This window comes from Pseudomonas mucidolens, assembly GCF_900106045.1.
Lineage (GTDB): Bacteria > Pseudomonadota > Gammaproteobacteria > Pseudomonadales > Pseudomonadaceae > Aquipseudomonas > Aquipseudomonas mucidolens.
The window spans coordinates 4,374,272-4,398,134 of record NZ_LT629802.1; the positions used below are offsets into that span (position 1 = coordinate 4,374,272).

The 23,863-nt window shown below is 60.2% G+C and carries 18 protein-coding genes, 2 pseudogenes and 1 riboswitch; of the genes and pseudogenes, 6 read left to right on the plus strand and 14 right to left on the minus strand.

Features of this window, described 5'->3' with window-relative positions:
- On the minus strand, window positions 1-852 hold the full coding sequence (gene motA / locus BLU75_RS20165; protein ID WP_084379662.1) for a flagellar motor stator protein MotA: 852 nt from the start codon (window positions 850-852) through the stop codon (window positions 1-3).
- A 166-nt stretch (window positions 853-1,018) separates the two neighbouring features.
- Between motA and BLU75_RS20170 the strand changes: the two are divergent.
- From BLU75_RS20170 to asd, 3 genes and pseudogenes are all read left to right on the plus strand, one after another.
- Window positions 1,019-2,555, plus strand: a pseudogene (locus tag BLU75_RS20170) (HDOD domain-containing protein).
- 57 nt (window positions 2,556-2,612) lie between these two features.
- Window positions 2,613-3,428, plus strand: coding sequence for a rhodanese-like domain-containing protein (locus BLU75_RS20175; protein WP_084379663.1), 816 nt, complete (start codon window positions 2,613-2,615; stop codon window positions 3,426-3,428).
- Window positions 3,429-3,444: 16 nt separating this feature from the next.
- Window positions 3,445-4,305, plus strand: a complete 861-nt coding sequence (gene asd, locus BLU75_RS20180; RefSeq protein WP_084379664.1) for an archaetidylserine decarboxylase — start codon at window positions 3,445-3,447, stop codon at window positions 4,303-4,305.
- 136 nt (window positions 4,306-4,441) lie between these two features.
- Here the strand turns inward: asd and serB are convergent, their stop codons facing one another.
- Window positions 4,442-5,656 (minus strand): phosphoserine phosphatase SerB, encoded by a 1,215-nt coding sequence (gene serB, locus BLU75_RS20185; RefSeq protein ID WP_084379665.1) that lies wholly within the window; start codon window positions 5,654-5,656, stop codon window positions 4,442-4,444.
- Window positions 5,657-5,790: 134 nt separating this feature from the next.
- On the opposite strand from serB, the gene BLU75_RS20190 reads away from it, so the two are divergent.
- Complete coding sequence (locus BLU75_RS20190) at window positions 5,791-7,323, plus strand: AhpA/YtjB family protein (RefSeq protein ID WP_084379666.1); 1,533 nt, start codon at window positions 5,791-5,793, stop codon at window positions 7,321-7,323.
- 388 nt (window positions 7,324-7,711) lie between these two features.
- Here the strand turns inward: BLU75_RS20190 and BLU75_RS20195 are convergent, their stop codons facing one another.
- The 9 genes from BLU75_RS20195 to BLU75_RS20235 form a co-directional block, all read right to left on the minus strand.
- Complete coding sequence (locus tag BLU75_RS20195; protein ID WP_084379667.1) at window positions 7,712-8,419, minus strand: PqiC family protein; 708 nt, start codon at window positions 8,417-8,419, stop codon at window positions 7,712-7,714.
- A 177-nt stretch (window positions 8,420-8,596) separates the two neighbouring features.
- Window positions 8,597-10,861, minus strand: coding sequence for a DNA topoisomerase IV subunit A (gene parC / locus BLU75_RS20200; protein ID WP_084379668.1), 2,265 nt, complete (start codon window positions 10,859-10,861; stop codon window positions 8,597-8,599).
- 10 nt (window positions 10,862-10,871) lie between these two features.
- Window positions 10,872-11,393 carry a retropepsin-like aspartic protease family protein gene (locus BLU75_RS20205; RefSeq protein ID WP_084379669.1) on the minus strand — a complete coding sequence of 174 codons (522 nt, stop codon included), beginning with the start codon at window positions 11,391-11,393 and terminating at the stop codon, window positions 10,872-10,874.
- Entirely contained in the window at window positions 11,390-12,385 is a 996-nt protein-coding gene (locus tag BLU75_RS20210) for an esterase-like activity of phytase family protein (protein ID WP_084379670.1), read from the minus strand. Before BLU75_RS20210 ends, BLU75_RS20205 begins: the two co-directional genes overlap by 4 nt.
- Complete coding sequence (gene parE, locus BLU75_RS20215) at window positions 12,385-14,289, minus strand: DNA topoisomerase IV subunit B (RefSeq protein WP_084379671.1); 1,905 nt, start codon at window positions 14,287-14,289, stop codon at window positions 12,385-12,387. Before parE ends, BLU75_RS20210 begins: the two co-directional genes overlap by 1 nt.
- 57 nt (window positions 14,290-14,346) lie before the next feature.
- The gene (locus tag BLU75_RS20220; protein ID WP_084379672.1) at window positions 14,347-14,955 is read right to left on the minus strand and encodes a YqiA/YcfP family alpha/beta fold hydrolase; all 609 of its coding nucleotides are present in this window, start codon (window positions 14,953-14,955) and stop codon (window positions 14,347-14,349) included.
- Between the two features lie 47 nt (window positions 14,956-15,002).
- Window positions 15,003-15,818 (minus strand): 3',5'-cyclic-AMP phosphodiesterase, encoded by an 816-nt coding sequence (gene cpdA, locus BLU75_RS20225; RefSeq protein WP_084379673.1) that lies wholly within the window; start codon window positions 15,816-15,818, stop codon window positions 15,003-15,005.
- Between the two features lie 103 nt (window positions 15,819-15,921).
- The gene (locus BLU75_RS20230; RefSeq protein ID WP_084379674.1) at window positions 15,922-16,371 is read right to left on the minus strand and encodes a DUF1249 domain-containing protein; all 450 of its coding nucleotides are present in this window, start codon (window positions 16,369-16,371) and stop codon (window positions 15,922-15,924) included.
- Window positions 16,362-16,979, minus strand: coding sequence for an NUDIX domain-containing protein (locus tag BLU75_RS20235; RefSeq protein ID WP_084379675.1), 618 nt, complete (start codon window positions 16,977-16,979; stop codon window positions 16,362-16,364). Before BLU75_RS20235 ends, BLU75_RS20230 begins: the two co-directional genes overlap by 10 nt.
- A 213-nt stretch (window positions 16,980-17,192) precedes the next feature.
- Between BLU75_RS20235 and BLU75_RS20240 the strand changes: the two genes are divergently transcribed.
- Window positions 17,193-17,939: an RsiV family protein gene (locus tag BLU75_RS20240; protein ID WP_084379676.1), complete on the plus strand. Its 747-nt coding sequence runs from the start codon at window positions 17,193-17,195 to the stop codon at window positions 17,937-17,939.
- A gap of 289 nt (window positions 17,940-18,228) precedes the next feature.
- On the opposite strand, the pseudogene BLU75_RS28385 reads toward BLU75_RS20240, so the two are convergent.
- Together BLU75_RS28385 and thiC are read right to left on the minus strand one after the other, a co-directional pair.
- Window positions 18,229-18,378 (minus strand): annotated as a pseudogene (locus BLU75_RS28385) (outer membrane lipoprotein carrier protein LolA); the annotation flags it as partial.
- A 365-nt stretch (window positions 18,379-18,743) separates the two neighbouring features.
- Window positions 18,744-20,633: a phosphomethylpyrimidine synthase ThiC gene (gene thiC, locus BLU75_RS20250; protein WP_084379678.1), complete on the minus strand. Its 1,890-nt coding sequence runs from the start codon at window positions 20,631-20,633 to the stop codon at window positions 18,744-18,746.
- Between the two features lie 150 nt (window positions 20,634-20,783).
- Window positions 20,784-20,889, minus strand: a riboswitch (TPP riboswitch).
- 196 nt (window positions 20,890-21,085) lie between these two features.
- On the opposite strand from thiC, the gene BLU75_RS20255 reads away from it, so the two are divergent.
- Window positions 21,086-22,525, plus strand: coding sequence for a TolC family outer membrane protein (locus tag BLU75_RS20255; protein WP_084379679.1), 1,440 nt, complete (start codon window positions 21,086-21,088; stop codon window positions 22,523-22,525).
- A 60-nt stretch (window positions 22,526-22,585) separates the two neighbouring features.
- Here BLU75_RS20255 and waaA read toward each other — a convergent pair whose 3' ends face one another.
- On the minus strand, window positions 22,586-23,863 hold the full coding sequence (waaA, locus tag BLU75_RS20260) for a lipid IV(A) 3-deoxy-D-manno-octulosonic acid transferase (RefSeq protein ID WP_084379680.1): 1,278 nt from the start codon (window positions 23,861-23,863) through the stop codon (window positions 22,586-22,588).

Below are 23,863 nucleotides of genomic sequence, written 5' to 3' on the forward strand. Positions count from 1 at the left end.
TTAGCGACCGCGAACCGCTTGTTCCAGCTCGATAAAGCTCGGACGGTGTCTCGGATACAAAACCTTGCGCCCGAATTCCACGGCCAGGGACGGCGGCATGCCGGAAGCCGAGGCCACCAGGGAAGCCTTGATGGACTCATAAATATTCAGTTCTTCCTTGGCGTCGTGTGCCAGGGATGTCGCCAGCGGACCGAAAAAGCCGTAGGCGGCCAGGATACCGAAGAAGGTTCCCACCAACGCCGCGCCCACGTGCATACCGATGGCCGTCTGGTCACCCTCGCCCAGAGACGCCATGGTCACCACGATCCCGAGCACCGCCGCAACAATACCAAAGCCGGGCATGCCGTCCGCGATACCGTTTACCGCGTGGGACGGGTGCTCAAGCTCTTCCTTCAAACTGAACAACTCCATGTCGAACAGCCCCTCCAGCTCATGGGGTGCCATGTTGCCGGAGGACATGATGCGCAAGTAGTCGCAGATATAGGCTGTCATGCGCTCATCCTTGAGCACGGCCGGGTACTTGGCGAAGATCGGGCTTGCCGCGGCGTCCTCGATGTCGCCTTCAATGGCCATCATGCCTTCACGACGGCTTTTGTTGAGAATCTCGTAGACCAGGCTCAGCACTTCCAGGTAGAAAGTGTGGGAAAAGCGCGAGCCAAACATGGCCAAGGACTTCTTGAACACATGCAGGGTCGTGTAGCCGGGGTTGGCTTGCAGGAATGCGCCCAGCGCAGCACCGCCGATGATCAGTACTTCGAAGGGCTGGATCAACGCGGCAATCTTGCCATGAGACAGAACGTACCCGCCGAGTACGCTAGCGATAACGACGATGATGCCGATAATTTTAACCATAGGGGATGAGTACTTGCGCCGTCGGGTTCATGGACATATTCGGAAGATCTGAAAACTCTTCTTCTACTTATCGGCAAAACTGCGCCAGACTATAGCCCGTTAAGGCGAAAAGCCAGTTCGGCCCACTCCGGGCGTGTTGACCGCAAGTGATGATCGCGCCCCAATCATGGCAAACGAAACGGCAATCCAAATTTCAAAGCCCACTACCCTGGCCGGCTGGATAAAGCGTCTGGACGAGGTTCACCTACCTGTCCCGCAATCGAGCCATAACGCGGTGTGCAAGGCCATCGGCGACAGCCGTCGTTCGTTGCGAGATATTGCAGAGTTGATGCAAGACAGCCCGGCGCTGGTGCTCAGCGTCATGCGTGAAGCCAACAACCACACCCACGGCAGCCTGGCAGAACCTGCAGAAAACCTTGAAGTGGCGATCAATCGCCTCGGCTTGAAACGCACCGAGGAACTGCTTGCCCGCTTGCCGGCGGTCCCGTTCAATGAGATTCCCGTGGCGCTGCGCCAACTTCAACTGATCAGCCAACATGCCTCGCAACAAGCCAGCGGCCTGTTTGCCAGCCGCCTGGCGCGGCTGTGGCAAGACATCCATTGGGGCAGCCTGCTGTTTCTCTCGCCGCTGTGGCCAATGGCGGTGATCTACCCAAAACTGCTCGAAGAATGGGAATTGCGGGTGGTCCACAAGGGTCAATCGGCGCACCAGGTCGAACAAGAGTTGTTTGGCGTGCGCTTGCTGGAACTGTGCCTGGGGTTGACCGAAACCTGGCGCCTGCCGATCTGGGTTTCCCAGGGTTATCAATTGTTGCTCGGCGAACAACGTCTGCTGGTCAAGGCGTTACGCATTGCCCGCGAGGAAACGCCGCTGCACCAGCAGCAGCAACTGGATGATGACCCGACGCTGCAGCGCTGGCTGAACCAGCCGGCCAACACCGTGCTGCTGGCCAACGGCATGGCCCTGGCGGCGCAGGAATCCTGGTCATGTCCGCACACCCTGCGCTGGCAATACCTGACCGCGCTGTACTTGCAGCAACCCCTGGCCGAAATCCAGCAACAGGTTCACCAGCAGGCAGCGATCAGCGCCCGTCATACACTGGCGGCCGATCTCTGGCACCCGGCACTCGCGCTGATCTGGCCGTGGGACGAGCAACGCGTGCATCGCGGCTTGCTGCCGGCACCGCCCCCCCACTGCCGAATCGCTGGCCGTTTGGCGCAAGCGCTGCGGCGAACTGCTGATGGAGCCCAGCCGCTTCGCCAATGCGATGCACTTGACCGTCTGCGCCAAGGAAGCCTTGACTGCCAGCGGCATGCAACGGGTCATGCTGTTAATGGCCGACCGCACCCTGAGCATCTTGCGCGTGCATCAGGTTGGCGGCCTGCCCAACGAGGCGGCCCACCTGAGTCTGGATGTGGCACCCAGCACACTGCTACAACGCCTGCTGGAAAAATCCGCCCAGGTACGCCTGACTCCCGACAATTACGCCCAGTTCGCAGCGCTGCTGCCTGCCTCGCTACGCCACCTGTTTGCCGGCGAACACCTGCTGCTACGCTCGCTGAGCTGCAATGATCGCGTGGTAATGGTGATGATTGCCGACCAGGGCGGCGGGCCGTTCTCGGAAACCACCGTACAAGCCTTCGGCAAAACCGCCCAATGCATCGAGAAAGCCCTGCACAGCTTTACCAACCGCAGCGCGTGAAGCTTGCGCTACAATCGCCCTCCTTTATTACCCCATTTTGTGCCCAGGAGACCTCACATGCCTGACTTCTCTGGCTTGCCGCTGGTAATCGAGCCCAGCGACCTGCTGGGTCGCCTTGCCGCTGAACAGCTGATTCTGGTGGACCTGACCAGCGCTGCGCGGTATGCCGAAGGGCATATCCCCGGCGCGCACTTTGTCGACCCCAAACGCACCCAACTGGGCCAGGCGCCCGCGCCGGGACTGCTGCCGCCCAAGGCAGATCTTGAACAACTGTTCGGCGAAGTGGGTCATACCCCGGACGCCACCTATGTGGTGTATGACGACGAAGGGGGTGGCTGGGCCGGACGTTTTATCTGGATGCTCGACGTGATCGGCCATCAGAAATATCACTACCTCGACGGCGGCCTGCTGGCGTGGCTGGATGAACAACATCCGCTCTCGACCGAAGTACCGACCAGCGTCGGCGGCCCGGTCAGCCTGACGCTGCACGACGAACCCAGCGCCAGCCGCGAATACCTGCAAAGCCGCCTCGGCGCCGCCGACCTGGGAATCTGGGATGCGCGTGGCCCGTTGGAGTACTCCGGGCAAAAGGTCCTCGCCGCCAAGGGCGGACACATTCCCGGCGCCGTGAACTTCGAATGGACCGAGGGCATGGACAAGGCGCGCAACCTGCGCATTCGTCGCGACATGCCGCAGATCCTCGAAGACCTGGGGCTGACCAAAGACAAAGAAATCATCACCCACTGCCAGACTCACCACCGTTCTGGTTTTACCTATCTGGTGGCCAAGGCGCTCGGTTATCCGCGAGTTAAAGGTTATGCCGGTTCCTGGGGTGAATGGGGCAACCACCCCGACACCCCCGTCGAGATTTAAGGTTTAAGGACAGTTAATGAAAAAGCGCTTGTTTATCCTCAGCCAGTACCTGCTGCCCCACCACCTGCTGTCACGCCTGGCCGGCTGCATTGCCGAATGCCGTGTGCGCTGGTTCAAGAATGCCTTCACCCGCTGGTTCGCCAAGCGCTACCAAGTGGACATGTCCCAGGCCCTGGTCGAGGACGTGACGGCATACGAGCACTTCAATGCCTTCTTCACTCGCGCCTTGAAAGACGGCGCCCGCCCACTGGACCAGACCCCAGGCGCAGTACTGAGCCCGGCCGACGGCGCAGTCAGCCAACTCGGCCCGATCGAGCATGGGCGCGTGTTCCAGGCCAAGGGCCACAGTTTCAGCGTGCTCGAACTGCTCGGCGGCGATGCCGCTAGTGCGGCGCCATTCATGGGCGGGGATTTTGCGACGATTTATCTGTCGCCGAAGGACTATCACCGCGTGCATATGCCTCTGGCCGGCACTTTGCGGGAAATGGTCTACGTCCCGGGACGGATTTTTTCGGTCAACCAGACCACGACGGAAAACGTGCCGGAACTGTTTGCCCGTAACGAGCGCGTGGTCTGCCTGTTCGACACCGAACGCGGGCCGATGGCGGTGGTGCTGGTGGGCGCGATGATCGTTGCGTCGATTGAAACCGTGTGGGCCGGGCTGGTGACGCCACCCAAGCGCGAACTGAAAACCTTCCGTTACGACGAAGCCGCGCGTGCGCCGATTCACCTGGAAAAAGGTGCGGAACTGGGGCGCTTCAAACTGGGCTCGACCGCCATCGTGCTGTTTGGGCCGGATCAGGTGAAGTGGGCCGAAGAACTGGTGGCGGGTTCACCGGTGCAGATGGGCCAGGGCATCGCACTGCCTAAAGCCTGATTCCGAAAATTTGAAGCTGGAACCCAATCAATGTGGGAGCTGGCTTGCCTGCGATAGCGGTGTTGGATTCACCATCGTCATCGCAGGTAAGCCAGCTCCCACATTTTTGATCCCATTCCTACAGTGGGATCGGGGTTTATAGCTGACCGTCGCGGTCGCGAAAACCCAGCAGATACAGCACGCCATCCAGCCCCAGCGTCGAAATCGCCTGCTTGGCCGATTGCTTGACCAGCGGCTTGGCACGGAACGCCACACCGAGACCGGCGATCGCCAGCATCGGCAAGTCGTTAGCGCCGTCACCGACCGCAATGGTCTGCTCCAGACGCAAACCTTCCTTGTGAGCCAGCTCCTTCAGCAGATCGGCTTTGCGCTGAGCGTCGACAATCGGCTCAAGCGCCACACCTGTCACCTTGCCATCCACCACTTCCAGCTCGTTGGCGAAGACATAATCGATGCCCAGCTTGGCCTGCAGTTGCTTGGCAAAATAGGTGAAGCCACCCGACAGAATCGCGGTCTTGTAACCCAGACGCTTGAGCTCGGCGAACAGGGTTTCAGCGCCTTCGGTCAGGCGCAGGGAGGCGCCGATGGAGTCGAGCACACTGACATCCAGGCCCTTGAGCAGTGCCAGACGCTCCTTGAAGCTGGCGCGAAAGTCCAACTCGCCGGCCATGGCCCGCTCGGTGATTGCTGAGACCTGCTCACCAACGCCCGCGGCCTTGGCCAATTCGTCAATAACCTCGGCTTCAATCAGTGTCGAGTCCATATCAAATACCGCCAGGCGACGGTTGCGACGAAACAGCGAGTCTTCCTGAAAGGCGATATCGACATTCAGCTCCTGAGCGACGCTAAGAAAATCGGCACGCAAAGCCTGGGGGTCGGCCGGCTCACCGCGCACGGAGAACTCGATACAGCCCTTGCCCTGATCGGCGGGCGTGTCCAGCGGCATACGACCCGACAGACGGTCAATATGGTCGATATTCAATCCATATTCAGCGGTGATCGAGCTGACACGCTGCAATTGTTCGGCCGTTACCTTGCGCGTCAGCAGCGTCACGATGTGACGTTTTTTGCCTTGGCCCGCGACCCAGTGCTGGTAGTCCTCTTCGGACACCGGGGTGAAACGCACCTGCTGATCCAGCTTATACGCCGTAAACAGGATGTCCTTGAGTACCGACGAGGCCTGCTCGGTGCTCGGAATTTCCACCAGGATGCCGAACGATAAGGTGTCGTGGATCACCGCCTGACCGATGTCGAGAATGTTCACACCACCCTGGGCCAGAACACCGGTAATGGCTGCGGTAAGACCTGGTCGGTCTTCACCTGTGATGTTAATCAGGACAATTTCGCGCAAAGCGCACCCCCAGGCTGGAAAAAAACCGCATTCTACCCATTTTCAGTGACCATCGGGCACAGCCAGCGCTTTGCCGGTCTTGGGCCTGTCGCTATACTGCGCGTCAACTTCACGGACTAAAGAGCCGAGCTCAAGTGAACCGGCCCACGCCAGTAAAAACCGATAACTTCTTCCTGCTGATCTTCCGGGCACTGCGCCATCGCCGTGTACCGATCGCATTACGCATCGCCAGCCATAACGTGATCCTGGTCGCTCTGGCCCTGGTGATCTACGCCTGCGTGATGGGTTTGCAGTTCAAACAGGCCATGCACGAGCAAGCCGACGCCCTGGGCGAGAGCTTGACCACCCAGACCGCGACCTCGGCGACCGAGCTGTTGGTGTCCAACGATATCCTGAGCCTCAACGTGCTGCTCAACAACCTGACCAAGAACCCGCTGGTGGCCCACGCCGCCATCTACAGCGTGGACAACCGGATCATGGCCGAAGCCGGGCAGCGCCCGAAAAACGGCCTGCTGGGTGATGCCGAAGGTCTGTTCCAGAGCAATATCACGTTCCAGGATGTGAAAGCCGGTCAACTGCGTATTAGCCTGGACATGCAACAGTTCCAGCAGCCGATGACCATCAGCCTGCAAAGCATGGGCATCTTGAGCGCGATCCTGCTGGCATTGTCGCTGGCGTTGAGTTTGCGCCTGGGACGACACATCTCCACACCCCTGATGCAACTGCGCATCTGGCTGCGGGATATTGATGCCAACACGCCGGCCACAGACCGCCAGGATGAGATCGGCGACCTGGCCCGCCAGTTGCACACAAGCTTCGCGCCGGAACCGGTGATTCCCGAAGTCGAACCCGAGCCGGAGTTCGACGCCAGCGATTACGATGACGAGCCAGAGTTTGAAGTGCGCAACCTGCGCGACCCGAGCTTCGATGAAAGTGCGCCCGTAGCCGGTCTCAAGCCAGTATCGCGCCAAGTGATCACGGCCGACAAAGACGATCTGGACGACGAAGATCCGTTCGCCGACCTGCGTGATACCTCGGCCACCACCCCGCTCATCAGTCCCAAACCGGCCGCCGCGCAAAACACCCAGTCTCAGCACAGCGCAGTATTGGCCGTGCAATTGGGTGCACAGGATCAACTGCGTCGCTTGCCCCGCGCGCGCCTGACCGAGTTGCTGGAGCGCTATCGTGATTGCCTCGATCAGGCAGCGTCGCTGTATGACAGCGAACTGCATACCCTGAATGACGGCAGCACCCTGATGCTGTTCCACAGCGAAGACAGTGGCGACGATTACCTGACCAACGCCATCTGCTGCGGCGAGTTGCTGCGGGCATTGGGTCATGCCCTGCAAATCGAAGTGGCCGACAGCGGTATCACCCTGCAACTGCAGTTGGGGCTGACCCTGGGTGACGATCTGCACGGCATCAGCCAGATCGATCTATTACTGACCGAAACCGCCCAGGATGCGCTGGCCTTGTCGCAACACAGTCGCAACCTGCTGCTGGTGGAGCGCAAGATCAGCGACGATGCCTTGATTCGCCAACGTGCGCGAATCCGCCCGATTGCCAGCCCTGAGGGTGCTTGCTGCGTAGAGCGGTTGATGGAGCCTTATCCATCGATGCTGGAACGGCAACTGGCGCGGATGCATGAGACCCGGGCCGAGGATTAAACCTTTTTTATGAATCGTGTAGGAGCGAGCTTGCTCGCGAAAAACCTGAGAACGCCTCGGGGTGCCAGGCTTCCCGTGTCATCGTTGACAATCTTCGCGAGCAAGCTCGCTCCTACAGAAGCCTTTTTTGCCAGCTTACTCGCGAAAACCTGAGAACGCCTCGGGGTGCCAGGCTTCCCATGTCATCGCTGACAATCTTCGCGAGCAAGCTCGCTCCTACAGAAGCCTTTTTTGCCAGCTTACTCGCGAAAACCTGAGAACGCCTCGGGGTGCCAGGCTTCCCGTGTGATCGTTGACAATCTTCGCGAGCAAGCTCGCTCCTACAGAAGCCTTTTTTGCCAGCTTGCTCGCGAAAATCTGAGAACGCCTCGGGGTGCCAGGCTCCAGATCAGAACCTGAACACTTCCAGATCCGTACGGATAGGCGAAGCCATTGGGATTTTCGGCTTTTCCGGGGCTGCGGGCTTGGCTGGCGCCTTAGGCTGCTTGCGGGGTGCTTCGACGATCGCAGACTGGTTGGCCAACGGTTTGAGCGCCACCGACAACTGTTCCGCCAGACGCTGCAACAACACGCCCTGGGCCTGAACCTGAGAAGCTGTGCTGCCGCCGTGCTCTTCCTGCAAATGCACGATGCGGTTGTCACGCACCTGGCCACGACGATCAATCAGGCGCCACTGCGCATCAAGGATGGCCGGTTGCGTAGAACCGGAATCCAGGCGAGTGATGGTCAGCAACACCTGTACGTCCTGGGCGAAGCTGCTCGGCGCCGGCGCTAACACCACGCGCTGACTATCCAGGTGACCGGCCACTTGACGCAACATCAGCTGATTGATGTCCGAAGACAGACTACCGGCCCAACGACCGTCAGTAGCGCCTTGCAGGCTGCCGTCGTTCTGACGTTGCAGCAGGGTTTCGCGCTGCAGGTAGTCAGCCACCACAACCGGGCCGAGCAATACTGCCATGCCGGCACTTTGTGACGGCTGAGCCGGACTTCCGCTGTCCAACTGATACAGCGACACCGGCTGGTGGGTGCTGCAACCCGCCAACCCCAAAAGGCCAGCGAGCATCAAGAATAAAGGAAGGCGTGGAGCAGTCATCATCCCATCCAAGTGGCGGCCACAAGGCAAACCATAATGTAATACTTAAAAACAATCTGTACGCGCTCAGCCACGCCGGCGCTAGAGAGGCCATATCATCCGTGAATATGCGTCATGACTCCAGCGCGAAAGCGTCGATCTACGGGTTAAATCGTAGATCGGGTGCTCTATATCGCGTTAAGCGGGCGTTTCGACCAATAATGCGTCCACTCGCTGGAAGCCACGGGGCAATTTATTCCCGCGTCGACCACGTTCGCCCTTGTAATGCTCAAGGTCGTCAGGGCGCAGCGACAACGTACGTTTGCCGGCCTGCAGCACCAGGGTCGAGCCTTCCGGGATCACCGCAATGTCAGTCACGTACTCTTCGCGACTGGCCACCCGCTCCCCTGGAATACCAATAATCTTGTTGCCCTTGCCTTTGCCCAACTGCGGCAGGTCACTGATCTTGAAGACCAGCAGACGTCCTTCAGTGGTCACCGATGCCAGCCAGTTGCCTTCGCGATCCTCCACCGGACGCGGCGGGATCACTTTGGCGTTGTTCGGCAGGCTCAGAAGTGCCTTGCCCGCCTTGTTCTTGGCTTGCAAGTCTTCACCCTTGACCACAAATCCGTAACCGGCGTCGGACGCGATGATGTACAGCGAGTCATCATCGGGCAACAGCACACACTCAAAATTCGCTCCAGGCGGCGGTGTCAGGCGCCCCGTCAGCGGCTCACCTTGGCCACGCGCCGATGGCAAGGTATGAGCCGGCACCGAATAACTGCGCCCCGTGGAGTCAATAAACACCGCGAATTGGTTGGACCGCCCGGGCGCCGCGGTCTTGAATCCGTCGCCGGCCTTGTAAGACAACCCGGTGGCGTCAATATCATGCCCTTTGGCGGAGCGAACCCAACCTTTTTCCGACAAAACGACGGTAATTTTCTCGTTCGGCAGCAACTCGGTTTCTGTCAGAGCCTTGGCTTCAGCACGCTCGACAATCGGCGAACGGCGGTCGTCGCCATAGGTTTCGGCGTCCTTGATCAGCTCGCTGCGTACCAGTTTCTTGAGCTTGGCTTCGCTGCCCAGCAGCGCTTGCAGCTTGGCTTGCTCCTTGAGCAACGCATCCTGCTCGTCGCGCAGCTTCATCTCTTCCAGGCGCGCCAATTGACGCAAGCGCGTGTCGAGAATGTAGTCGGCCTGGATCTCGCTCAGCTCGAAACGCGCGATCAATTCGGCTTTCGGATGCTCGGCGGTACGGATGATATGAATCACTTCATCCAGGTTGAGGTAGGCGATCAGCAAGCCATCCAACAGGTGCAGGCGACGCTCGACCTTGTCCAGGCGGAACTGAAGGCGACGACGCACCGTCTGCACCCGGAACTCCAGCCATTCCACCAACAGCGCCCGCAGGTTCTTGAGCTGCGGCTTGCCGTCCAGGCCGATGATGTTGACGTTGACCCGATAGCTGGACTCCAGATCGGTGCTGGCGAAAAGATGCTGCATTAGCACTTCGTGGTCGACCCGACTATTGGTCGGGATGATCACGATGCGGCATGGGTTTTCGTGATCGGATTCGTCACGCAGGTCAGCCACTTGCGGCAGTTTCGACGGTTTGGCCTGCATCAGCGCGGCAATCTGTTCCAGTACCTTGGCCCCGGAGACCTGGTGCGGCAAGGCGGTGACGATGATATCGCCGTCTTCGATATGGTACACGGCACGCATGCGCACCGAGCCCTTGCCGGTCTCGTACATTTTCAACAGGTCGGCGCGCGGCGTGATGATTTCCGCTTCGGTCGGGTAGTCTGGGCCCTGGATATGCTCGCACAGCTGTTCAACGGTGGCCTTGGGTTCGTCCAGCAGGCGCACGCAGGCGGTGGCGACTTCCCGCAAGTTGTGCGGCGGCACGTCAGTGGCCATGCCGACCGCGATGCCGGTGGTGCCATTGAGCAGGATATTCGGCAAACGTGCCGGCAATACCAGCGGTTCCTCGAGAGTGCCGTCGAAGTTCGGCCCCCAGTTCGCGGTGCCCTGGCCCAATTCGCTGAGCAGCACTTCTGAATAGCGCGACAGCCGTGCTTCGGTGTAACGCATGGCGGCGAAGGACTTGGGATCATCCGGCGCACCCCAGTTGCCCTGGCCGTCAACCAAGGTGTAGCGGTAGCTGAACGGCTGAGCCATCAGCACCATGGCTTCATAGCACGCCGAGTCGCCATGGGGATGGAACTTGCCGAGCACATCACCGACGGTCCGCGCCGACTTCTTGTGCTTGGAGTCCGCGTCCAGGCCCAACTCACTCATGGCGTAGATAATGCGCCGCTGTACCGGTTTCAGGCCGTCGCCGATATGCGGCAAGGCCCGGTCCATGATCACGTACATGGAGTAGTTGAGGTAGGCACTTTCGGTGAAGTCAGCCAGCGATCGGCGCTCAACGCCATCTAAGCTGTCTGCGAGGATGTCACTCATGCGGGCCTCATCATTGTCTGGTCTGGCGCAGCAGCAAGATGCCGCCACGCTGGGTAAATTCAAGTTGTTTCAAAGCGCTCATGCCCAATAGTACTTGCTCGCCACCCAATCCCGGCGCCACCAGGGCGCGCACGTCCTGCAGGACAATATCGCCCAACTGCAGGCGGTCGAGGTGCGTGCGATAGCCCTGGCTACGCCCGTTAGCCGTGCTCAAGGTCACTGGTAAGCCACGCGTGAGCCCCAGGCGCTCGGCAAGCTCGGCCGGCACCGCCACATCGGTGGCGCCGGTATCGAGCATGAACTCCACCGACTGGCCGTTGATCTGGCCGCTGGCAACGAAATGCCCCTGGCCGTTGCCGACCAGTTTCACTTCGATATAACCCGCGTGTTGCTGCGAGGTGACCACCGCGTTGGGGTTTTCCTGACGCGCTTCCCACTGTCCAAAAAAACGCGTGGCCAAAAACAGTCCGGCGCCCCAGGCCACAAACATCAATATACGACCGGCGCGCTTGCCGGGCGGCGGCTTGCTCATGGCTGGGCGCTCCAACCATCGGCCGGAGCGGCGAAACGATAGACCACCGGCCGTTTGTCACCATCGGCGCGGGCGCCGATATTATTGTCGAGGCCGATCCAGGCACCGTCCTCATCAATCACCAAGGCTTCCGCCAGGCCGTAGCTCTGGGCGTAACGCCGGTTCGGCGTCAGGGCGTCCTCGGCAAACGACCAACACAACTCGACCTTGGCCGTCACGCTGTCGCGCCGGCAGATCTGGTACGCGTTGCGTTCAAGGGTAAACAGCTTACCGTTGAACAACGCCAGGTCGGCGAAGTCCTTGGGCACCGCCTTGGCTCCCGGAAACTGCGCCGGCTGCATGTGCACGCCCGCTTCGCTCAGCAACACGCAGGCACCGTCACAATCCCACAGACTCTGCGGGCGCTTGATGGAAATCAGCCCACGCCGCTGACGCTCGGCCGCCAGCCAGATCTGATTGCCCTCGGGGTTCACCGCCAGGCCTTCGAATAAGGCATTGAACTCCAGCAGCAGGCCGCTGGCCCGCGCCTCACGCACCACGCCGGGGGCGATTTTCAGCCACGCCGGCTCCCCGTTCACCGGTACCTGCAATACCGCCGCATGGGCTTCGCTGACGATGTAGCGATTGCCCGCGGCATCACAGCTGATACCTTCAAAATCGAGGTCGCCACCGCGAATCAGCGACGCCGCGGCCGTGCGTGCGCGCAACCCCCAGGGCAGCCCGGACTCAGGCACTGGCGGTACCTTGATCCTCACCGTTTCGGCCAACCAGGTCTCTGCGCGCGTATCAAGCCGGTAAATCTGCTCGTCATCGCGGTCAGACACCGTCCACAGCTCACCGCCGCACACGGCCAGCCCCGACAGATTGCCGCCACGCATGCCTTCGACCGGGTGTTCAGCTAGCAGCTTGAGCTCGACCACCGGGGCGGCACTCACTTGAGTGGTCATCCCCGCGCTCGACAACAGTATCGCCAGGGCGAAACCGCTGCGCATCAGCCCAACACCTCGGCCAGGTTGCCTTTGGATTCCAGCCAGGACTTGCGATCACCGGCGCGCTTCTTCGCCAGCAGCATGTCCATCATTTCCGAAGTGGCGGCGAAGTCTTCCAGGGTCAATTGCACCAGGCGCCGAGTGTTCGGATCCATGGTGGTTTCCCGCAGTTGCGGCGGATTCATCTCACCCAGCCCTTTGAATCGGGTGACTTGAGGCTTGCCGCGCTTCTTCTCGGCCACCAGGCGATCAAGAATGCCGTCGCGCTCGGCTTCATCCAGGGCGTAGTAAATCTCCTTGCCCAGGTCGATACGGTACAGCGGCGGCATGGCCACATAGACGTGACCGGCATCCACCAGCGGGCGGAAATGCTGGACGAACAGCGCGCAGAGCAACGTGGCGATGTGCAGACCGTCGGAGTCGGCGTCGGCGAGGATGCAAATCTTGCCGTAGCGCAACTGACTCATGTCCGCCGCGCCCGGGTCGACGCCGATGGCCACGGCGATGTTGTGCACTTCCTGGCTGGCCAGCACCTCGCTGCCATCGACTTCCCAGGTATTGAGGATTTTGCCCCGCAACGGCAGGATCGCCTGGAACTCCTTGTCCCGCGCCTGCTTGGCGGAGCCACCGGCGGAATCACCTTCCACCAGGAACAGTTCGGAGCGCATCGGGTCCTGCCCGGCGCAATCGGCCAACTTGCCCGGCAGCGCCGGGCCTTGGGTAATGCGCTTGCGCTCGACCTTTTTACTGGCTTTGAGGCGACGTCCGGCGTTGTTGATCGCCAGTTCCGCCAAAGCCAGGCCCAGCTCGGGGTGTTCGTTGAGCCACAGGCTGAAAGCGTCCTTGACCACCCCGGAAACAAATGCGGCGGCTTCGCGGGACGACAGACGCTCCTTGGTCTGCCCGGAGAATTGCGCCTCTTGCATCTTCATCGACAGGACGAAAGCGATCCGTTCCCAGACGTCTTCCGGGGCCAGCTTCACGCCACGCGGCAACAGGTTGCGGTATTCGCAGAACTCGCGCATGGCATCCAGCAAGCCCTGGCGCAAACCGTTGACGTGGGTACCGCCCTGAGCGGTCGGGATCAGGTTGACGTAGCTTTCCTGAACACTGTCGCCGCCTTCGGGCAACCATAGCAAGGCCCAGTCCACCGCTTCCTTGTTCCCCGCCAGACTGCCGCAGAACGGCTCGTTGGGCAGGCGCTCGAAGTCGCTGACCGAGTCTTCCAGGTAGGAACGCAGGCCGTCTTCGTAGTGCCACTCGACCTTTTCGCCGGTGCCTTTGTCTTCAAAACTGACCAGCAACCCGGGGCACAATACGGCCTTGGCCTTGAGTACGTGCTTGAGGCGGCTGATGGAGAATTTTGCTGAGTCAAAATATTTCGGGTCCGGCGCAAAGTACACGCTGGTGCCGGTATTGCGTTTGCCGACGGTGCCGATCACCTCCAGGTCGGTGGCTTTGTAGCCATCGGCGAAGGTCATCTGGTACTCGTTGCCGTCACGCTTGACCTTGACCCGCACCAGCGTCGACAAGGCGTTGACCACTGAAATACCGACACCGTGCAAGCCGCCGGAGAATTGGTAGTTCTTGTTGGAAAACTTGCCGCCCGCGTGCAGTTTGGTGAGGATCAGCTCGACGCCCGGCACGCCTTCTTCCGGGTGAATGTCCACCGGCATGCCGCGGCCATCGTCGGACACTTCCAGCGAATGGTCGGCGTGAAGGATGACTTGTACCGACTTGGCGTGCCCGGCCAAGGCTTCGTCGACGCTGTTGTCGATGACTTCCTGGGCAAGGTGGTTCGGCCGACTGGTGTCGGTGTACATGCCGGGGCGTTTGCGCACCGGGTCGAGGCCCGAGAGGACTTCGATGGCGTCGGCGTTATAAGAGCTAGCGCTGGGAGTGGCCATGGGGTCTCGTCGTGAGTCGTTCGATTAAAAATTAACCTGCGATTTCCAGCCTGTCTTCTACAGCGCTGTGAAATCGAAGGATTGATACTGATCTGCGCCAATGCCGGCAAAACTCAACAGCGCCGGCAACTGTCGACCAAAGCCTTGAAAGCCATGGTCGCCGCCGGCCTGGATGCGCAAGGCACAGGCCCGGTAATATTCTTCAGCGAGGCGATAATCCAGTGTTTCATCCCCGGTCTGCAACCATACCTGATACCGCTGGGCATCCTCGGGTGCCGCAACCTCCAACTCGACCAGGGCCGTGATGTGGTCGTGGGTCAGTTCCCAGGTTTCATCGGTGTAGAGGTTTTTCTGGGTCCCCAGGTAACCGTCGAACATTCGATGCGGGCTGACGGCCGGGTTGACCAGCAAGGCCTTGAGGCCATGGCGTTCGGCAAGATGGGTTGCATAGTAGCCGCCGAGTGAGCTGCCGACCAGCAAAGGCCGACCCAGCTCACTGATCGCCTGTTCCAGCTGGGCAATTGCCTGGCGCGGGTGGTGGTGCAGCGCCGGCACCTGCAATTGATCAGCCAGACCAAGACTGTCCATCACCCCAACCAACAGACTGGCCTTGTTGGAGGCCGGCGCACTGTTGAAGCCGTGGATATACAAGATCGAAGCGGACATACCGGCTCTCCGTGCTTCAGCCAAAAAGGCGCAGTTTACAGGGAAAATCAGTAGCCGTTGCTGCCGTAGTCCACCTGAAACGCGAAGCCTGCGACCCGCTCTACTCCCGTATCCAGTCGCCCATCCGGATGCAGTCGCAACCAGCGATAGCCGGGCGCCTCTTCGCTCACCTTGAAATCCTCACTGCCGGGGGCGAATTGAATACAGGTCGAGGGGGACGCCAGCAACCGTACGCCATTGCGCTCACGGTCGATCTCTTGATGGACATGCCCCCAAAGCAGCGCCTTGACCTGTGGAAAACGCTCAAGCACGGCAAACAGCGCTTCGGGATTGCGCAAGCCGATGGGCTCCATCCAGGCACAATCGATGGACACCGGGTGATGGTGGAAACACACCAGATGATGGCGAGTCGGCGCTTCGCTCAGAGATTGCGCCAGCAACTGTAATTGCGAGTCTGCCAGATAGCCCGGCACCGAGCCCGGCACGGCGGAATCCAGCAAGGTAACGCGCCAGTTGCCCACATCCACCACGGGTTGCAGCAGTGTGCTGCCCGTGGTGGCCTCGGCCATGATCCGCAGCTCATCGTGATTCCCCGGAATCCAGCGGGCCGGTGCCAGTATCTGGCGGGTCATATCGCGAAACAACTGGTATGACTGCAGCGTGCCATCCTGGGACAAATCCCCGGTGGCCAACAGTAGGTCAATCCGTGGCTGTCGCGCCCGCACAAGATCAATCACCCGCTGCAGGCTGTCGCGGGTATTCATGCCCAACAGCCGGGCGCCGGGCTCGGCAAACAGGTGGCTGTCAGACAGTTGCACCAGCAGCACCGCAGCATCGGGGTTCGAGATAGATACACTCGGCAAGACGTTCTCCCAGGACGTGATCACAGGAATGGGTAATGGGCGTAATTATGCTGGGGCACACACAAAAGAGAAAACCCGCGAGACGGGCGCGCGCAGATTACCGCTACCGAACCACTTCAAACTCATGACCCAAGGCCAGGCAATGGCTCAGCCATTCGCCGAGGAACACATTGAGTTGGGCTTTCTCATCGGGTTGGTGCATGAACACATTGGGATAAGGATAGATACTGCGAAAGCGCCGCGCATGTTCGGCACTGATCACCTCCGCCATCCGCGCATCGTGATAAACCTGGACCTCCAGCTGCGGCACGGGCAGCCATGGCAAGCTGTGTTCCTGGCGTACCCTCAACGTGCTGGTGTAAGGACAGGTCAGGATGACTTCCAGGGTCAGCACGCCGAGCATCTGGTCACCGTGGGTCACGGCAATGCGCCGTGCCTCAGGCGCGTGGCGCATGTCCGGCAGCAACCGCATCAGCCGCGCATAGTTGGCCTCGCAGGCAGCTTGCAACCCGATCAGGTCAACCCGGTAGCGTTCACGCGCCTTTACTGCCATAACCCCCTCACTTCCGCGCGATTAAGCGCAAGCCACTGCAGGGCGATAATGCTGGCTGCATTGCAAATTTTTCCGTCACGCACCGCTTGCAGGGCATCTTCAAAGGCCCAGACGGTGACGCGAATATCTTCTGCCTCTTCTTCCAGTCCATGAATGCCGCCCGCACCGCCACTGTCACAGCGCCCCAGGAACAAGTGGACGAATTCGGTACTGCCCCCAGGGGACGGAAAATACTGAGTGATCGGCCACAGCGCAGAGAAGGTCAGTCCAGCTTCCTCCTCGGCTTCGCGGTGTGCAACCTCCTCCGGCTGCTCGTCCTTGTCGATCAACCCGGCGACCATTTCCACCAGCCACGGGTTATCGGTACGGCCCATGGCACCGACACGAAATTGCTCGATCAGCACCACTTCATCGCGCTGCGGGTCGTAAGGCAAGACACACACGGCATCGTGACGCACGAAGACTTCACGACTGATCACCCGGCTCAGGCCACCGTCGAATTTCTCGTGGCGCAATTGCACGCGATCAAGCTTGTAGACGCCCTGATAGGCATTGTCGCGCTGCACGAGCTCGATCTGGCTCGGCGTCGATTTCGCAATGTCGGTCATATCAACCCTCGTTTCCTGCACATTGATTTCGAGGTATCCCTCGACATCGCGCCATCCTACAGCGCCATTGGCCCTCGGTGCAGCCCCTTTCCGGTTGCCGGGATAGACGGCTGGCGTCAAACTCTCTGTAATCAGCTTAGTGGCGAACTGACTGCGATGCAGGTAGTCGAAGCCGCATATCTTTCGCTCTTCTCCGTTTTATGAAGGACGCACATGTCGCTTTTAAAAATTGCCTCCGTGGCCTGTATCGCCTTGACGCTCGGTGCGTGTCAGAGCCTGTTCCAACCCAGTTACCGCGCACCGCTGGACGTCACTCGCGATACATCGGAGCAAACCCAGGCGGGCTGCGCCACCGCCGATTGCCCGCTGGTGAACATCGACACCGTGCATTTTGCCCAAGAACCGAAACTCGACGCCTTGATCGAACAACGGCTGCTGGAAATGACCCGCACCACGCCGGGCGCCCCGCTGCCAGCGACGCTCAATGCCTATCGGGATAAATTCCTGCGTGAGTCCGGCCCGCGCAACAGCATGTATTTGCAGGCCAAGGTACGTGAGCAGCATGACGGCTTGGTGATCATCGAACTGTCCAGTTACCTGGACCAAGGCGGCGCCCACGGCGAACCCGGTCGCGGCTTCATCAACTACTCGCGCCAGCAACAAAAGGCCCTGAGCCTGACTGACATGCTGTTGCCCGGCAAGGAAGAGGCTTTCTGGAAAGCCGGCCTGGTCGCCCATAACAGCTGGCTGATCAGCACCCGCCTGAGCCTGGAGCCGGATTACGTGAAAGCCTGGCCGTTTCAGAAAACCCCGAACGTGGCGCTGACGTCCAGTGACGTGGTTCTCAAATACCCGACCACGACCATCGCCCCGTATGCCTTGGGCCATGTCGAGCTGCAGATTCCTTATTCGCGCCTTGAAGGCATCATCAAGCCGGAACTGGTGCCTGTGGGTCACTGATGTTGCGCCAGGGGAGTTAAACGGCGGCTAAGATCAAAATCGCAAGCCAGGGCAGAGCCGCCCTCTGTAGGAGCGAGCTTGCTCGCGAAAAACCTGAGGACGCCTCGGGGAGTCAGACTTCCCGCGTCACCGTTAACGACCTTCGCTAGCAAGCTCGCTCCTACAAGACACTCAACGAAAACAGGTCGGCCTTCAAGCCGACTTGCTTTTGATTTTGTTCTTAGGCACCCCGTCACTCGCGCCTTGAAGGCATCATCAAGCCGGAGCTGGTGCCTGTGGGTCACTGATGTTGCGCCAGGGGAGTTAAACAGCGGCTAAGATCAAGATCGCAAGCCAGGGCAGAGCCGCCCTCTGTAGGAGCGAGCTTGCTCGCGAAAAACCTGAGGGCGCCTCGGGGAGTCAGACTTCCCGCGTCATCGTTAACGACCTTCGCGAGCAAGCTCGCTCCTACAAGACACTCCACGAAAACAGGTCGGCCTTCAAGCCGACTTGCTTTTGATTTTGTTCTTAGGCACCCCGTCACTCGCGCCGGAGCTGGTGCCTGTGGGTCACTGATGTTGCGCCAGGGGAGTTAAACGGCGGCTAAGATCAAGATCGCAAGCCAGGGCAAAACCGCCCTCTGTAGGAGCGAGCTTGCTCGCGAAAAACCTGAGGACACCTCGGGGAGTCAGACTTCCCGCGTCACCGTTAACGACCTTCGCGAGCAAGCTCGCTCCTACAAGACACTCAACGAAAACAGGTCGGCCTTCAAGCCGACTTGCTTTTGATTTTGTTCTTAGGCACCCCGTCAACCGCCCCCGCCCATCAGACCTTCTTGTAAAGCTGACTACCTTCCTGCCTGAACCGCTCCGCCTGTTCCGCCAGCCCCTTGGCGACATCCACATCTACCGCCTCGATCCGCTGGTTGGCCGCATATTCACGGACTTCCTGGGTAATCTTCATCGAGCAGAACTTCGGCCCGCACATCGAGCAGAAATGCGCGACCTTGGCCGAATCCTTCGGCAAAGTTTCATCGTGATAGGAACGCGCCGTATCCGGGTCCAGGCCAAGGTTGAACTGGTCTTCCCAACGGAACTCGAAGCGCGCTTTGCTCAAGGCGTTATCGCGGATCTGCGCGCCGGGATGTCCCTTGGCCAAGTCAGCCGCGTGAGCCGCAATCTTGTAAGTGATGATTCCGGTCTTCACATCATCCTTGTTCGGCAAACCCAAGTGTTCCTTGGGCGTGACGTAGCAGAGCATGGCGCAGCCGAACCAGCCGATCATCGCCGCGCCGATCCCTGAAGTGATGTGGTCGTAGCCCGGTGCGATGTCGGTAGTCAACGGGCCGAGGGTGTAGAACGGCGCCTCGTCGCAGCACTCCAGTTGCTTGTCCATGTTCTCCTTGATCAACTGCATCGGCACATGGCCCGGGCCTTCGATCATGGTTTGCACATCATGTTTCCAGGCGGTTTTGGTCAACTCGCCGAGGGTTTCCAGCTCACCGAACTGCGCTGCGTCATTGGCGTCGGCAATCGAGCCTGGACGCAAGCCATCCCCGAGGGAGAAGCTGACGTCATAGGCCTTCATGATTTCGCAGATTTCGTCGAAATGCGTGTAGGTGAAGTTCTCCTTGTGATGCGCCAGGCACCACTTGGCCATGATCGAGCCGCCACGGGACACGATGCCCGTGACGCGCTTGGCCGTCAGCGGCACGTAGCGCAGCAGGACGCCGGCGTGGATGGTGAAGTAATCAACGCCCTGCTCGGCCTGTTCGATCAGGGTGTCGCGGAACAACTCCCAGGTCAGGTCTTCGGCAGCGCCGCCGACTTTTTCCAGGGCCTGGTAGATCGGCACGGTACCGATCGGCACCGGCGAGTTACGGATGATCCATTCGCGGGTTTCATGGATGTGCTTGCCGGTGGACAAGTCCATCACCGTGTCCGAGCCCCAGCGAATGCCCCAGGTCAGTTTCGCCACTTCTTCTTCGATGGACGAACCCAGGGCGCTATTACCGATATTGCCGTTGATCTTCACCAGGAAGTTACGACCGATGATCATCGGTTCCAATTCGGTGTGGTTGATGTTGGCCGGGATGATGGCGCGGCCCCGGGCGATTTCCTCGCGCACGAACTCCGGGGTGATGATTTTCGGCACGCTGGCGCCAAAACTGTGACCGGCGTGCTGCTGATCCAGCAGGCCGCTGGCGCGGGCCTCTTCCAGCTTCATGTTTTCGCGGATGGCGACGTACTCCATCTCGGCGGTGATGATGCCTTTACGCGCGTAGTGCATTTGCGTGACGTTGGCCCCGGCCTTGGCGCGGCGCGGGTTCTTCACATGGGCGAAACGCAGGGCGGTCAGCTCGGCATCACTCAGGCGCTGCTGACCAAAATGCGAGCTGAGGCCGGTCAGGCGCTCGGTGTCGCCACGCGACTCGATCCAGGGCGAACGCACGTCGGCCAGGCCTTGGCGCACATCAATGATGACGTTCGGGTCGGTGTAGGGACCGGAGGTGTCATACACCACAACCGGAGCATTGATTTCGCCGCCGAAATCGGTGGGTGTGACGTCGAGGCTGATTTCACGCATCGGCACGCGGATGTCGGGGCGAGTGCCTTGGACATAGATTTTTTGCGAGCGGGTAAACGGCTGCACTGACTGCTGATCGACCTTGGCCGACTCACTCAAATGCACGGTGTTTTTTGGTTTTGTAGTCATCACGGGCTCTCCAGACACATCCAGGCAGTGGATTTTTGTCGGAGCGAACCTGGGACGGATGGACGCACTGAGAATAAGTGCTGTGCTTGGCGCACGAGGCTGTTCGATTGTCGAACAACATCCCGGACGAAGCACAAGAGGACTCGCCGGGTGACGAGAAATCTTGTTCCCTACGCAGGCGCTAACCTGATCAGGTTCAACGGGATCCGGTATTTACCGATCTCAGCCTCATAGCAAGGCACCCCGACAAGAACGCCGCCAGTCTAGACCATGCAACGGGCAAATTGCCAACGCCGGAGCATTCAGCGTGATAAATGGCGCAATTACAGGATTGTTGCGTCGCGACGCGGCCACTACACTCGGCTACTGCTTCAACGCCTTGACGCTACACAATGCTCATCGTAGCCTTGGGCGCTAAATTATAGCTGTAATATTCATCTAGGGATCGCCTCATGCTGCGCAAACTCTCACTGGCCCTTGCCGTGTCTTGTGCGACCAATGGAATGGTCTGGGCAGCTGAAGCGCCCTTGTCGACCAAAACCGACCTGGTCAGCGTTTATCAGGAAGCGGTGGACAATAATGCCGATCTGGCGGCCGCCCGCGCTCAATATGGCGCACAAAAAGAAGTGGTGCCCCAGGCCCGCGCCGGTTTGCTGCCCAACCTCTCGGCAGGTGCCGACATCAACAATGTGCGCACTCAGATCGATCAGCCAGCGGCCACCGCCAATCGTGACGCGCATTCCTGGCGAGCAACCCTGAGCCAGCCGCTGTTTCGCGCCGACCGCTGGTTCCAGTTGCAGGCCGCCGAAGCCGTCAACGAGCAAGCCGCGCTGCAACTCTCGGCCACCGAGCAAGAGCTGATTCTGCAGAGCGCCGAACGTTATTTCGCGGTGCTGCGCGCCCAGGACAATCTCGCCTCGACCAAGGCCGAAGAAGCCGCCTTCAAGCGCCAATTGGACCAGTCCAACGAACGTTTCGATGTGGGCCTGTCGGACAAGACCGACGTACTGCAATCCCAGGCCAGTTACGACACCGCTCGCGCCAATCGGATTCTAGCCCAGCGCCAGGTCGACGACGCTTTTGAAGCGCTGATCACCCTGACCAACCGCCAGTACAACTCGATCCAGGGCATCGTCCACACGCTGCCGGTGCTGCCTCCGGTCCCGAATGACGCCAAGGCCTGGGTCGATACGGCCGGTCGCCAGAATCTGAATCTGCTGGCTAGCAACTACGCGGTCACCGCAGCCGAAGAAACCCTCAAGCAACGCAAGGCCGGTCACGCCCCGACGCTGGATGCCGTGGCGCAGTACGAAAGAGGCGACAACGATGCCCTGGGTTTCAGCAATCCGAATGCCTTCGGCCAGCCCTATCGCGGTGATGTCGAGCAGCGCACTATCGGCCTGCGCCTGAATATCCCGCTGTACAGCGGCGGCCTCACCAGCTCGCAAGTGCGCGAATCCTATTCGCGCCTGGGCCAGACCGAACAACAGCGCGAAGGCCTGCGCCGCCAGGTGGTGGAAAACACGCGCAACCTGCACCGTGCGGTGAATACCGATGTGGAACAGGTGCAGGCACGCCGTCAGTCGATCATCTCCAACCAGAGTGCGGTGGAAGCCACGGAAATCGGCTATCAGGTCGGCACGCGCAATATCGTCGATGTGCTCGATGCCCAGCGCCAGTTGTATACGTCGGTGCGCAATTACAACAACAGCCGCTATGACTACATCCTCGACAACCTGCGTTTGAAACAGGCGGCGGGAACCTTGAATCCAGGGGATCTGCAGGATCTCTCACGGTACCTGAAGGCCGACTACAACCCGGACAAAGACTTCTTGCCACCGGATTTGGCGAAAGCCGCGGCCGAGCAACTGAAGGCTCGCTCGAGCTATTAAGCTCACCGCATAACCCATGTGGGAGCGGGCTTGCTCGCTCCCACATTTGGTTGGTGTTGCTCAGTGGTTAAGCAGTTTATCCAGTCCATCCAGCAAGCGCTTCAATGCGCCCTGGTTGGCCTGCATCACCTTGAGCGCCGCCTGCGCCATTCTCTGGGCATCCTGCGGCAACTCGAACAACTGCCGCACGGCTTCGGCCAGCCCGTCGGCATCATCCACTTCGCGCAATGCCCCTGCGTCACGCATCATCGCGGCGATGTCGAGGAAGTTGAACAAATGCGCGCCGCTGATCACCGGTTTGCCCAACGCCGCCGGCTCCAGCAGGTTATGCCCGCCAGTGGGCACCAGGCTGCCACCGACAAAGGCGCTATCCGCCAGGGCATACAGAAACAGTAATTCGCCCATGGTGTCGCCCAACAATACCGAGGTGTCGGCCGTGACCGGCTCACCACGGGAGCGGCGCACCGTGGCAAAGCCTTGTTGTCGGCACAGCTCGAACACACTGTTGAAACGTTCCGAATGTCGCGGCACCAGAATCAGCAGCGCATTGGGATAGCTGCCCAGCAACTGACGATGAGCGGCGAGCACTACTTCATCTTCGCCTTCGTGAGTGCTTGCGGCGATCCACACCGGGCGTTCGCCGGCCTGCCACTGTTGCCGCAGAGCGCCGGCGCGCTCCAGCAGTTGCGGATCGACGCTCAGGTCAAACTTGATCGAACCCGTGACCTCGACCGTTTCCGGACGAGCGCCAAGGTTACGAAAACGCTCGGCTTCGGTTTCGGTCTGCACCGCCAACAGGCTCATTTGCGCGAGCATCGGCGCGGTGAGTCTGGCGAAACGTGCGTAGCCCTTGGCGGATCGGGCCGACAGCCGTGCGTTAGCCAATGCCACCGGAATCCCGCGCTTGGCACAGTGGTGGATATGATTGGGCCACAGTTCGGTTTCCATGATCACCGCCAGCTTCGGCTGGACCCGATCCAGAAAACGCTTGGCGGCACAGGGCAAATCGTAGGGCAGATAGCAGTGCTGGATGCGCGGCTGGTTGGCAAACAACGCCTGGATTCGCTCGGAACCGGTGGGCGTCATACACGTCACGGTGATCGGCAGCTGTGGATAACGTTCGAGCAACCCACGAATCATCGGCGCGGCGGCGATGCTTTCGCCCACCGACACCGCGTGCACCCAAATCCCGCCCGGCTGCATGACCGGCAAGCCATAGGAAAAGCGTTCACCCACGCGTTCGGCATAGGCCGGCGCCTTGCGCGCACGCAGCCACAGACGGAAGGCCACCAATGGCAGCGCGAGGTAAAACAGACAGCTATAAAGAGTTCTATTCAT